The following is a 12,409-nucleotide window of genomic DNA, read 5'->3' on the forward strand; positions in this document are numbered from 1 at the left end:
TTTTTGCTTTTTTTGTAAAGCATGCCCGATTCAGTTCATGAAAACCCCCAACCGCCTGCATCTGGCGGTTGTTTGTGTGCAAATCATGACGTCTCGGATCGCGTATGCCGTTTCGCGCAAAACAAGCCGCCCGACGGCACGTTAGGCACAAACGCGTTGATTCTTTGTAACGTTTCTCACAGATGAGGTCGGGATTTTGCCAGGAATTGGCCTGCTGGCGCATGAAATTAGGAAAGCCGGCGAAGCCGGCTTTCCTGTTCAGGTCGACGCCGAGGCGTTGGAGCCGTCAGCGGCTGCCATAGGCCTGCTCGAGCAGGCCGCCGGCGGCGAAATGCTCGGCCTGTACCTTGGGCCAGCCGCCGAAGACGTCGTCCACCGTCAGCAGGCGGACATCTGGGAACTGGTCCTTGTACTTCGCCGCGACCGCCGCATCGCGGACGCGGTTGCCGTTGCGGGCAAGGATGTCCTGGCCTTCGGGCGTATAGAGGAAGTCGAGATAGGTCTTGGCGAGATCGCGCGTGCCATGCTCGTCGGCAACCTTGCCGACGATGGCGACGGGGAATTCCGCCAGCAGGCTGACCGAGGGCGTGACCTGCTCGAACTTGTCGTTGCCATACTCCTTGCGGATGCCGCGCGTCTCCGATTCGAAGGTGATCAGCACGTCGCCGATCTCGCGCTGCACGAAGGTCGTTGTGGCGGCACGGCCGCCGGTGTCGAAGACCGGCACGTTGTTGAACAGCTTGGTGATGAACTCCTTCACCTTGGCGTCGTCGCCCTTGAAGACCTCCTTGGCGTAAGCGGTGGCGGCGAGATAGGTGTAGCGCGCGTTGCCCGATGTCTTCGGGTTGGGGAAGATCACCTGCACGTCGTCGCGCACCAGATCGTTCCAGTCCTTGATGTGCTTGGGGTTGCCGGCGCGCACCAGGAAGGACGGCAGCGAATAGAAGGGCGAGGCGTTGTCTGGGAAATCCTTCTGCCAGTCGGCGGAGACGAGCCCCTTCTTGACCAGGAAATCGACATCGATGACCTGGTTCAAGGTGACGACATCGGCGCCGAGCCCTTCGGCGATGGCGCGCGCCTGAGCGGAGGACCCGGCATGCGACTGGTCGATCGTCACGCCCGGATGTTCGGCGACGAAGGCCTTGTTGACTTCGGCGAACAGCTCGCGGCCGACGTCGTAGGACGCGTTCAGCAACCTGTCGGCCGACCAGGCCCCGGAGGATGCGAGGAAGAGGGTGGCCAGTGCCGCCGCGCCAAGCAAAAATCGCTTCATGAAAACCGGCCCCTTGAGAGTTGCAACAAGGGCGCAGGATAATAGCACAAGGCCGGCCAGCGCCAGACATGCGAGCCGGCGCTATCGTGTCGTCGTCGGAAAAGATTCCGCCGAAACAAATGCTTGTTAGGATTTTCTTTCAGGCTGATTCAGCTGGCTTTTCCGGGCTCGGACGCCGGGAAAAGTTTCCAGCGCCGCGGCCTGAACGCCACCCGGCTCTTCTGCGCCGCCGGATGATCGACGGGCAGCTCGACCTCGACCCGCTGGCGCTCGCCGCCGATCTCGAGCTCCACCCGCCTGGTGCCGGCGACGCGGCGGCTCGCGGCGACAGTGCCGGCGATGCAGCCGCTGCAGCCGTCGAGCAGTTCGACGTCATGCGGGCGGAAATACAGCAGCGCGTCGCCAGAGGCCGCATGCGGGGCGGACAGGCCGATCGACCGGTCGGCGATCCAGACCTCGCCGCTCTCGACCTTGACCGGCAGGCAGCTCGATTCGCCGATGAAGCTATAGACGAAGGGCGAGTTCGGGGTGTCGTAGATCTCATCGGCGGAACCGACCTGCTCGATGCGGCCCTGGCTCATCACCACGACGCGGTCTGCGAGCTCCAGCGCCTCTTCCTGGTCGTGGGTGACGAAGACCGTGGTGTGGCCGGTGCGGTCGTGGATCTCGCGCAACCAGCGGCGAAGCTCACGGCGCACCTGGGCGTCGAGCGCGCCGAACGGCTCGTCGAGCAACAGCACCTTGGGTTCGATCGCCATGGCGCGGGCAAGCGCGACGCGCTGGCGCTGGCCGCCCGAGAGCTGCGCCGGGTAGCGCTTCTCCAGGCCCGAGAGCTGGACGAGGTCGAGAAGCTCCGAGGCGCGGCGACGGATCTCCTGCGCCGGCGGGCGTGCCGCGCCGTGCCGGACCTTGAGGCCGAAGCCGATATTGTCGGCGACGGTCATGTGGCGGAACAGCGCGTAGTGCTGGAAGACAAAGCCGACATTGCGCTCCTGTATCGACTTCTGCGAGGCGTCCTCGTCGCCGAAGAAGATCGTGCCCTTGGTCGGCCGCTCCAGCCCGGCGATCAGCCGCAGAAGCGTCGTCTTGCCGGAGCCGGACGGGCCCAGCAGCGCGATCAGCTCGCCCGACTTGATGTCGAGCGAGACGTCGTGGAGGGCAGGAAACCGCTCAAACTCCTTGCGCACGTTGGCAACGCGAACTTCCATAAACCGTCCCTTTTGTCGGTGCCTGCCGTTATCCCAAAACCGGTTCGCGCTTTTGGGCGATATGCATTCAGTGTCCGCGCGTGGCGGCGATCTCGGCGCCGTAGCGCATCTCGAGAAGTGTTTTCAAGACCAACGTCACCAGCGCCAGGCCGGCAAGCAGCGAAGCGACGGCGAAGGCGCCGACGGCATTGTACTCGTTGTAGAGGATTTCGACATGCAGCGGCATGGTGTTGGTGAGGCCGCGTATGTGCCCCGACACCACCGACACCGCGCCGAACTCGCCCATGGCGCGGGCGTTGCAGAGCAGGACGCCGTAGAGCAGGCCCCATTTGATGTTGGGCAGCGTCACGTACCAGAAGGTCTGCCCGCCATTGGCGCCGAGCGAAAGCGCGGCCTCCTCGTCGCCATTGCCCTGTTCCTGCATCAGCGGGATCAGTTCGCGGGCAACGAAGGGGAAGGTGACGAAGACGGTGGCGAGCACGATGCCCGGCACGGCGAACAGGATGACGACGCCATGCGCCTTCAACCAGGCGCCGAGCACGCCCTGGGCGCCGAACAGCAGCACGTAGACCAGGCCGGAAATCACCGGCGAGACCGAGAACGGCAGGTCGATGAGGGTGGTCAGGAAGGCCTTGCCCTTGAACTCGAATTTGGCGATCGCCCAGGCGGCGGAAATGCCGAAGACGAGGTTGAGCGGCACCGAGATCGCCGCCACCAGCAGTGTCAGCCGGATGGCCGAGCGCGTGTCGGAACTGGCCAGCGCCTCCGAATAGGCACCGACGCCCTTTGCCAGCGCCTCGTGGAAGACGACGATCAGCGGCATGAGCAGGAAGACGGCGAGGAAGGCGAAGGCCACGGCCATCGCCACGATGCGCACCGGCCGGCTTTCGGTGACCGCCGCCGACTGGCTTTCGTGATGCGGTTCGTAGGATTTGATTTCGGGGTCAGCCATAGCGTTTGCGGCTCCATGACTGTGCCAGGTTGACGACCAGCAGCATCAGGAACGACAGCGCCAGCATGATGGCTGCGATCGCGGTGGCCGCGGGATAGTTGTACTCCTCCAGCCTGATCACGATCAGCAGCGGCGCGATCTCCGACTTGAACGGCAGGTTGCCGGCGATGAAGATGACCGAGCCGTATTCGCCGACGCCGCGCGCGAAGGCGAGCGAGAAGCCGGTGATGATCGCCGGCGCCAGGCCCGGGAACAGGATGCGGGTGATGATCTGGAAACGGTTGGCGCCGAGCGTGGCGGCCGCTTCCTCGACCTCCTTGTCGAGCTCTTCCATGATCGGCTGCACGGTGCGCACGACGAAGGGTAGGCCGATGAACACCAGCGCGATGACGATGCCGAGCGGCGTATAGGCGACCTTGATGCCGAGCGGCATCAGTAATTTGCCGATCCAGCCGTTCGGCGCGTAGAGCGTGGTGAGCGCGATGCCGGCGACGGCGGTCGGCAGCGCGAAGGGCAGATCGACCATGGCATCGACGATGCGACGGCCGGGAAAGCGGTAGCGCACCAGCACCCAGGCGACGATGGTGCCGAAGACGACGTTGACGCCGGCGGCGATGAAGGCGGTGCCGAAGCTGATTTCAAGCGCGTTGATGGTGCGGCGGTCGGCAGCGATCGCCCAGAAATCGGTCCAGCCGAGTGCCGCCGAGCGCCAGACCAGCCCGGAGAGTGGGATAAGGATGATGAGCGTGAGGTAGGCAAGCGAGAAGCCGAGCGTCAGTCCGAAACCCGGAATGACGCTCGGCTGCTTGAATCGCCACCCCGCCGGAGCGGGTGCTGTGGTCATGGAATTCTGGTTCGTCCCTTCTTATTCAGACCAGACTGCCGTCGGTTGTCCCGGCCGCGAGGCCGTCGCGCCTCACTGGGCCGGCTTGTAGATCTGGTCGAATATACCACCATCGCCGAAATGATAAGGCTGTGCCTTCTTCCAGCCGCCGAAAAGCGGATCGTCGATGGTGATCAGCTTGATCTCGGGCAGTTTGGCGAGGTCCTCGGCGGGCACCAGATCGGGCTTTGCCGGACGATAGTGGTTCTTGGCGATTAGCGTCTGGCCCTCCTTGGAGTAGAGGTAGCCGAGATAGGCCTCGGCGACCTTGCGCGTGCCCTTGGCGTCGACATTGGCGTCGACCACCGCGACAGGCGGTTCGGCCAGGATCGAGGTCGGCGGATAGACGATGTCGAAATTGTCGGCGCCGAATTCGTCGAGCGCGAGATAGGCCTCGTTTTCCCAGGCCAGAAGCACGTCGCCCAGACCCTTTTGCGCGAAGGTCACGGTCGAGCCGCGCGCGCCGGTGTCGAGGACCGGCACTTGGGAGTAGAGCTTGGCGATGAATTCCTTGGTCTTGGCATCGTCGCCGCCGTCATTGGCGTTGGCATAGGCCCAGGCGGCGAGATAGTTCCAGCGCGCGCCGCCGGAGGTCTTCGGGTTGGGCGTGATCACCTGGACGCCGTCCTTGATCAGGTCGTTCCAGTCATGGATGCCCTTCGGGTTGCCCTTGCGGACCAGGAAGATGATGGTCGAGGTGTAAGGGGCCGAATTGTTCTCGAACTTTTTGCGCCAGTCCGGATTGATCTTCTTCGCCTTCGAGACGATGGCGTTGATGTCGCCTTCGAGCGCCAGCGTCACGACATCGGCGTCGAGCCCGTCGATCACGGCGCGAGCCTGCGCGCCCGATCCGCCATGCGACTGCTGGATGGTCACGGTCTCGCCGGTCTCGGCCTTCCAGTGCGCGGCGAAGGCCTCGTCATAGGCCTTGTAGAGTTCACGCGTCGGATCGTAGGACACGTTGAGAAGGGTCGTATCGGCGAACGCCAAACCGAGCGTGCCGAACTGGACAGATGAGGCGACCAGCGCGCCAAGCAGTTTCTTGAAATGAGGTTTGGTCATTTCCGCCTCCGTTGATGACGGCCGAACTCTAGCGAATTGATAGAATTTAGATGCATTCAATGTTGCCTTTTTTGGCCTATCGGAGAAATTTTTCGCCGATCGCCTGCCCCTTGGGGAAATGGTTTCCTCATATTAGATAGACCGCCTCCTCGCCGGCCCGACGCTATCTAGAAGTGGGGCGCGTCCAGGCAAGGCTGCGCGGCGACAGGTCGGCCTTCGCGGCCGGACCTCTAAGGCGCGGTGACGGGAAAGTCGAAGCGTTGCTTCGGGAACGGCTCTTCCGTCAGCGTGAAGTGCCACCATTCGCGGGCGTAGTTGCGGAAACCGGCGGCGCGCATGGCCTCGACCAGTCGTTTGCGGTTTGCCGCCGCGTTGCCGGGGAGCGGATGGTGGGCGGTTTCGCTGGCCTGGTCGAAACAGTCGAAGCCGGTGCCGAAATCAAGCGTGTCGGCATCGGGCGCGCCGCAGGAAGGGTGAGGTGCGGCCGCGCCAGCAACGGGCGCCATGGCGAGATCCACCGTCGAGCCGCGCGAATGGTTGGAGAGCTCGCCGATATAACCCTTGGCGATGAGGTCGCCGCGTTTCACGGAGGGGTACCATTGCGGGTCCGGAGGTCCGCCCGATCGCGTCCACTCGACCATGTCGGCGACGGCCCTCGCCGGGCGATAGCAGTCGAAGACGACCAGAGTCTGGCCCTTTGCTGAAAGAGCTTTCTGGACGATGGACAGCGCCTTTGCCGCCTGCCTAGTCAGGATGCAGACCGGCGCCTCATAGCCGTCGACCTGGCGGCGCAGGAAGTTTTTGTTCCCGGCATAGCGGATGTCCTGGCGAATGGTCGCATCGACATCGGCGAGCCTGACGAAGCCGAAGGGCGGGGCATCTGCGTAAGCCGAGAGAGGGCTCGCGATTGCTAGCGCAAGCGCTGCGAAAAATGCTCCCCACAGAGGTCGGCGCGAGGCCCCCCTCTCTGCCCTGCCGGGCATCTCCCCCTCAAGGGGGGAGATTGGCATTTTCGGCGCGGCTCCCGCCTTTCTAAGGTCGAAAATTGGCGAAGGTGGCGAAGCGAATAATCTTTCCCCTTGAGGGGGAGATGGCCGGCAGGCCAGAGAGGGGGGCCTCGCGCCATACATCAGGCGAAGAAGCGCAATCCCATGAATCGCTTGGCGCTGTCTATTCAACGAAAACCTTCACGCTTGCCGCGCGGCCGGCGGCGTCGATCACGGTGAGCGTCGAATAGCCGGCGCCGTCGGGCAGCCAGGTGGCGGTGCGGCGCCGGTCGATGCCGGACAGCGGCTTGCCGTTGGCCAGCCAGCGGAAGGGCGCGCGGCCGCCCTGCAGCTTCAGCACCAGCGGCGAGGAGTCGGCCGAATTGGCGGCGAGGTCGACGCGCGCGCCGTCGGGCGGAAAGACGATCGTCGGCGCGGGCTCGGCCGGCGTTGCCTGCACCAGCCCGTCCGATCCGGCGCCGAAGCGCGCCAGCGTCACCGGCAACTCGTCGCGTTTCGGGCGGCGGACGCCGGCCGGCTGGCCGGGAAGCGGAACGGTGGCGAGGCCGGAGCGGACAAAGCCCTCGAACAGGATCGGCGCGGCCGAGACGTATCCGGAAAGACCAGGCACGGCGCCGGCATCGGCGCGGCCGACCCAGACGCCCAGCACATAGCGGCCGTCGAAACCGACCGACCAGGCGTCGCGGTAGCCATAGGAGGTGCCGGTCTTGTAGGCGATGCCGCGCTGCAAGGCGCCCTCGGGCGGCTTCACGCCCGACAATATGTCGGTGATCTGCCAGTTGGCCTGGTCGTCGAGGATGGTTGCGGTGGTGCGTTCGGCGTTGGCCGGCTCGGTGCCGTCATGCAGCGTGTGCGCCTTGCCGCCATTGGCGAGGCCCGTATAGAGCTGGACGAGACCGCGCAAGGTCACACCGACGCCGCCGAGGCCGATCGCCAGGCCCGGCGCCTCGTTGACCGGCAGCACCGGGTTGACGCCGGCCTGGCGGAAGCGCGCCGTCAGCCTGGCCGGTCCGACCGCGTCGAGCACCCGGATCGCCGGCACGTTGAGCGAGAGCTGCAGCGCCTGGCGGATGCTGACGTCGCCCTGATAGCCCATGTCGAAATTCTTCGGCCGGTAGCCGGCGAAATCGGCCGGGCTGTCCTCGATGATGGTCTCCTGCGCGACCAGGCCCTGCTCGAAGGCGAGCCCGTAGATGAACGGTTTCAGCGTCGAGCCCGGCGAGCGGACGATCCTGGTCATGTCGATCCAGCCGGAGCGGCTGGCGTCGAAGAAATCGGCCGAGCCGACCTCGCCGAGGATGTCGCCGGTGCGGGCATCGGCCAGCACCATGGCGACGGAAAGTCTTGGGCCGAGCCTGGCGGCGGCTTCCTTCGCCACCTGTTCCAGCCCTTGCTGGACGCTCCTGCGGATGGTGAGCTGCAGCGGCTTGCCCGGCTCTGCCTTGGGCAGCATGGCATAGGCGGCATGCGCGGCGAGCGCCGGCAGCTTGCGGCGCAGGCCGGAGACGTCGTCCAGCGCAGCGCGCGCGGCTTCCCGGTCGCCAAGCAGGCCGGCCGAGACCATGCGCGTCAGCACGCGGTCGCGCGCGGCATGCGCGATGTCGAGGTTGCGGTCCGGCCGTCGCTTCTCCGGCAGTTGCGGCAGGGCGACGAGCAAAGCGGCTTCCGAGACCGTCAGCCGCTTCGGCTCCTTGCCGAAATAGGCCAGCGAAGCGGCACGCACGCCTTCGAGATTGCCACCATAGGGGGCCAGCGTCAGATAGCGTTCGAGGATCTCGCGTTTGGAAAGTCGCCGCTCGATCTGGATGGCTCGCAGCATCTGCTTGATCTTGGAGCCGAGGCTGCGGCTGTCGCGCGGCTCGATCAGCCGGGCAAGCTGCATCGACAGGGTCGAGCCGCCGGAGACGATGTGGCCGTTGCTGACGAACTGGCCGGCGGCCCGGCAAAGGGCCAGCACATCGACACCGTCATGGTCCCAGAAGCGCTTGTCCTCATAGGCGACCAGCATGTCGACGAACTGTTTGTCGACCTGGTCGAGACGGGTTTCGAGCCGCCAGTAGCCGTCGGGCGTGGCGAAGGCGCGCAGCAACTGGCCGTCGCGGTCCTGCACCTCGGTGGAGACTGCCAGTTTTTCTGGCAGTGGCGGCGGGTAGGCGCGGTCGAGCTGCCAGAGGATGGCTGTGGAAAGGGCAACAACGCCGACGCAACAAGCCGCGGCTATGGCGCTGCGACGCAGGAATTTTCTGGAAAGCATGGCGCCGCCCCTCATTGTCCTGCCGGACATTTCTCCCCGTATAGAGACGGGGAGAAAGGGGCTGTTGCCGATGGTTTCGCCAATCGCCAACGGTGCAGAATAGGCGGAGAAATTCGCGACAGCCCCCTTCTCCCCGTCTCTATACGGGGAGAAGGTGCCGGCAGGCGGATGAGGGGCAGCGCCATCGCCACGTCTATCAAGGCGCTTACGGCGCCTTGACCTCCATCATGCCGCTGGCGGTGCGGGCCGAGTATTGCGGCCGGTACATATCCTCCACCGTTGCCGCCGGATGGGCATAGGTGCCGGGCGTCACCGCGCGCACGACGTAGGCCAGCGTGATGTTGCGGTCGCCGTCGCCATCGTTCGGGTTGAAGGCCGCGACGAAGCGGTCGTCGCGGAACTCGAGATGAGCGGCGTCGGTCTGCGCCAGCCAGGAGAAGTTCGACAGTTGGGCGCTGGACACCAGGCCCGGATTGTCGATCTCGAAGCCGGCCGGCAGCAGGTCGGTGATCAGCAGCCGCGAGGGCCAGCTGTTCTGCTCGTAGACCTTGAGCACGACGACATAGCGTTCGTTCTGCTTGACCTCGGTGACGTTGGCCTCGGTGCCATCGAGCCTGTAGTAGGTGCGTTCGATGGTGAAGCCGTCGCCGTCGGCCGGCAGCGTCTCGACCGGCGAGGCCACCGTGGTGACCACCGCCTGCAGCGGCGTCTTGCCGGTGTTGGCGATGGTGAGCGGGCTGTCGGCGATGTCGCTGCCGCTGAAGCGGTCGGAATAGCCACCGGCATGCGGCGCGCCGTTGACGGAGAGCGTGATGGAATCATTGCCCTCCTTCAGCGCCCGCGCCGCCAGGAGCATCCAGGACTCGTCCTGCGTGCTCGTCCAGCGGGCATCGGCGCGCTGCCTGGCCACCAGCTTGATCAGCGCCGGCACAATGGTCGGCACCAGCTTCGATTCGGCGGCCAGCGCCAGGATCGCCGCGCCGTCGCGGAGCGGCGAGCCATAGTCGGAGCGGTAGTAATCGTACTCGGTGGCCCCCTTCGCCAGCCGCAGCGCGGTCTGGAAGGTAGCTTCCGAGCGCTGCGCGTCGCCATAGAGCGCAAGGCTCGCCGCAAGCTGCGCGACGGCCATCGGGCTGGTGAAGGCTTCGAGCTGGGTGTCGGCGTAATAGCGCAGATCGCCGATCGAAGCCTTCTTGTTGCGGGCCAGCACATAGAGCGCGTAGGCGATCTCGCTGCCGCGATCCTGGACGTCCTGATCATAGCCGAGCGAGTTCTGCAGGTTGCTCAGCGCCTGGTTCATCGCCAACGCCGGCACATCGTATTTCTGCTCGCGCGCCCGGGTCAGGAAGTCGCTGACATAGGCGTCGAGCCAGAGATCGCCGGAGCCGGGACCCCACAGGCCGAAGCTGCCGGCCGAGGCCTGGTAGCTCAGCACCTTGTAGATAGCATCCTGGATGCGGCCATGCAGGTCCGGATCGCTGGCCATGCCGATGCCCGAAGCCAACTCATTGACATAGAGCAGCGGCAGGGCGCGGCTGGTCGTCTGCTCGGCGCAGCCATAGGGGTAGCGGTCGAGCGTCATCAGCAGCGACGGCACGTCGAAGGCGGCCGCCTGCGAAACGCCGACGCTGACCGAAGCGCCGTCGAGCAGGCTTGCCGCCAGGAGTTCCTTGTCGACGCGCAAGGCGCCCACATTGGGCTTGAGGTCGACCACCAGGCGGGTGGTGACCGGCAGTTGCGCCGGCCGCACCGGCACATAGAGCGTCTGCTCGACCTCGGTGCCGTCGGCATGGGCGAGCTTGACGGTGATCGAGGCGTTGCCGGCGGTTTTGGCAACCAGCGGCACGGTCAGCGTCTGGCGCTTGCCCTGGGCGAGCGTCAGTTTCGCCGGCAGCGGCTTGTCGCCCGTCGACAGGTCGCCTGTCGTGTCGATCGACAGCGCGTAGTCGCCGGCCGGGCCGTCGGTATCGGCGACGTCGAGGCGCATGACGGCGTTGTCGCCGGGCGCGAGGAAGCGCGGCAGGCCGGCGGTGATGACCACCGGATCGCGCACGATGACATCGGCCTGAGCGTGGCCGACCGCTTCCCTGGTCCAGGCAACAGTCATGACGCGCACGGTGCCGTTGAACTGCGGGATGTCGAAATCGATCCTGGCCTTGCCGTCGGCGTCGAGTTGGACGGGACCGGAGAAGAAGGCGACCAGCTTTTCGGTCGGCGGGCTGCCCTGCGCCTGCAAGGCGGCGCCGTCGCCGCCGGTGCGCAGCTTGCCGGTGGTGCCGAGCGAGCCGTCGATCAGGCGGCCGTAGAGGTCGCGGATCTCAAGCCCCAGCATGCGCTGGCCGAAGAACCAGTTCTCCGGATCGGGCGCCTTGTAGTTGGTCAGGTTGAGGATGCCGACATCGACGGCGGCAACCATCACATAGGCATTGCTGCCAGGCTGGACGCCCGCCACCGCGACCGGGATCGACAGTTGCTGGCGCGGCATTGCCTTCTCGGGCGGCGTCAAGGTGACGGCGAGCTTCTTCGAGCCCGGGTCGACCGTCAGCCATTTCACACCGATGGCGCGGGCCGGCATGCGCGTCTCCTGCGCGTCGCCCGGCCGGAACAGCGTCGCCGTGACATAGGCGCCGGCGCCCCAGTCGTCGCCGATCGGGATGTCGACGGTGCCGCCGCCGGCCGGCACGCTTGCGGTGACGGTCTTCAGCAATTTGTCGGCGCCGATGGTGACCAGCAGTTCGCCGGCAAAGTGCGGCGAGACCTTTAGCTTGGCCACTTCGCCGGCGGCGTAGGTGTCCTTGTCGAGGGCGACCTCGAGGCCGTCGGGGGTTTCGGTGGTGGTGGAACTGACATACCAGCCGCCATCGAATTCGTAGCTGGTCGCCGGACCCTCGGGATCAGCCGTCTCGACCTCGAGCCGGTAGCGGCCCCAGTCGACCGGCAGCGACACGGTCGCCTCGCCATCGGCGGCAAGATCGACCTGACCGTTGGCCACCGATTTGGTGAAGGTGACTGGCTCGTAATTCCATGAGTTGTTTGAGCGGTACCACTGGTAATTGCGCTCGACCTTTACGAGCGACCACAGCGCGCCCTTCAGCGCCTCGCGCTTGCCGTCGGGGTCGACGGCGATCAGGCTGAACTTCGCCGTGCCGCCCTGCGGCACCTCGTCGTTCTCGAAATCCGGACGGATGCCGATCATGTGGCCCTGCGGGCGGATGCCGATGTTGAGCGAGCGCTCGACGGCGCGGCCGCCGGTTTCGCGCATGCGGACGGTGACCTTGGCGTCGACCAGCTTGGTGGTCGAGGGCAGCTGGTCGACGGCGACCGGGAAGGTCGCCTTGCCATCGTCGCCGACCACGGGCAGGCCGGCGAGCGGCGTCACCGAAGGTTCGGCCGACTGCTCGTCGGCGAGGCCGAAGGAATAGCCCTTGAAGCGGTCCCAGTCGCGGGCGGTCGACAGCGTCAATTCGCCTTCGAGCGCCAGTCCGGCGGCCGGCGCGCCATAAAGGAAGCGGCCGTCGACGGTGACGTTGGCGGTTTCGCCCTGCGCGATCTCCTTCTTGTCGGCGGAGAGGTCGAACTCGATGCGATCCGGCACGAAGTCTTCGACCAGGAACATCTGGCTGGCGACGGCGGCCTGCTTGGGATCAGTATGGATCGACACCGTCCAGGTGCCGCGCATGGCGTTTGGCTCGAGCGGCAGGTCGACGGCATGGCCGCCGGCGGAGGCGCCGTCGCTGACGATGCGGCGGTCCTCGACGCCGTCGGGGCGG

General features: G+C 65.8%; 8 protein-coding genes. All 8 read right to left on the reverse strand.

The features are described from left to right. Window positions 1-286: 286 nt before the first annotated feature. On the reverse strand, window positions 287-1,273 hold the full coding sequence (locus tag EN780_RS15885) for a sulfate ABC transporter substrate-binding protein (protein ID WP_128274658.1): 987 nt from the start codon (window positions 1,271-1,273) through the stop codon (window positions 287-289). Between the two features lie 149 nt (window positions 1,274-1,422). Beyond that, complete coding sequence (locus tag EN780_RS15890; RefSeq protein ID WP_128274659.1) at window positions 1,423-2,481, reverse strand: sulfate/molybdate ABC transporter ATP-binding protein; 1,059 nt, start codon at window positions 2,479-2,481, stop codon at window positions 1,423-1,425. Between the two features lie 67 nt (window positions 2,482-2,548). Further along, window positions 2,549-3,433, reverse strand: a complete 885-nt coding sequence (gene cysW / locus EN780_RS15895; protein ID WP_128274660.1) for a sulfate ABC transporter permease subunit CysW — start codon at window positions 3,431-3,433, stop codon at window positions 2,549-2,551. Continuing rightward, complete coding sequence (gene cysT, locus EN780_RS15900; RefSeq protein WP_127311280.1) at window positions 3,426-4,277, reverse strand: sulfate ABC transporter permease subunit CysT; 852 nt, start codon at window positions 4,275-4,277, stop codon at window positions 3,426-3,428. Before cysT ends, cysW begins: the two co-directional genes overlap by 8 nt. A gap of 72 nt (window positions 4,278-4,349) precedes the next feature. Then, a complete protein-coding gene (locus EN780_RS15905) occupies window positions 4,350-5,378 on the reverse strand; it encodes a sulfate ABC transporter substrate-binding protein (protein WP_128274661.1) in 1,029 nt (342 codons plus the stop codon). 230 nt (window positions 5,379-5,608) lie between these two features. Continuing rightward, a complete protein-coding gene (locus tag EN780_RS15910) occupies window positions 5,609-6,388 on the reverse strand; it encodes a M15 family metallopeptidase (protein ID WP_245499985.1) in 780 nt (259 codons plus the stop codon). A 160-nt stretch (window positions 6,389-6,548) separates the two neighbouring features. After that, entirely contained in the window at window positions 6,549-8,639 is a 2,091-nt protein-coding gene (gene pbpC, locus EN780_RS15915; protein WP_245499987.1) for a penicillin-binding protein 1C, read from the reverse strand. A gap of 205 nt (window positions 8,640-8,844) precedes the next feature. Next, window positions 8,845-12,409 (reverse strand): alpha-2-macroglobulin (locus EN780_RS15925; protein ID WP_133372624.1); only part of this gene is annotated, 3,565 nt, incomplete at its 5' end.

Source organism: Mesorhizobium sp. M4B.F.Ca.ET.089.01.1.1 (genome assembly GCF_004022605.1).
Lineage (GTDB): Bacteria > Pseudomonadota > Alphaproteobacteria > Rhizobiales > Rhizobiaceae > Mesorhizobium > Mesorhizobium abyssinicae.

What these genes read in the sequence shown, in the direction of transcription:
- pbpC (WP_245499987.1), bottom strand. Translation starts at nt 8,639, where the DNA reads ATGCTTTCCAGAAAATTCCTGCGTCGCAGCGCCATAGCCGCGGCTTGT.
- EN780_RS15885 (WP_128274658.1), bottom strand. Translation starts at nt 1,273, where the DNA reads ATGAAGCGATTTTTGCTTGGCGCGGCGGCACTGGCCACCCTCTTCCTC.
- EN780_RS15890 (WP_128274659.1), bottom strand. Translation starts at nt 2,481, where the DNA reads ATGGAAGTTCGCGTTGCCAACGTGCGCAAGGAGTTTGAGCGGTTTCCT.
- cysT (WP_127311280.1), bottom strand. Translation starts at nt 4,277, where the DNA reads ATGACCACAGCACCCGCTCCGGCGGGGTGGCGATTCAAGCAGCCGAGC.
- EN780_RS15910 (WP_245499985.1), bottom strand. Translation starts at nt 6,388, where the DNA reads ATGCCAATCTCCCCCCTTGAGGGGGAGATGCCCGGCAGGGCAGAGAGG.
- EN780_RS15905 (WP_128274661.1), bottom strand. Translation starts at nt 5,378, where the DNA reads ATGACCAAACCTCATTTCAAGAAACTGCTTGGCGCGCTGGTCGCCTCA.
- cysW (WP_128274660.1), bottom strand. Translation starts at nt 3,433, where the DNA reads ATGGCTGACCCCGAAATCAAATCCTACGAACCGCATCACGAAAGCCAG.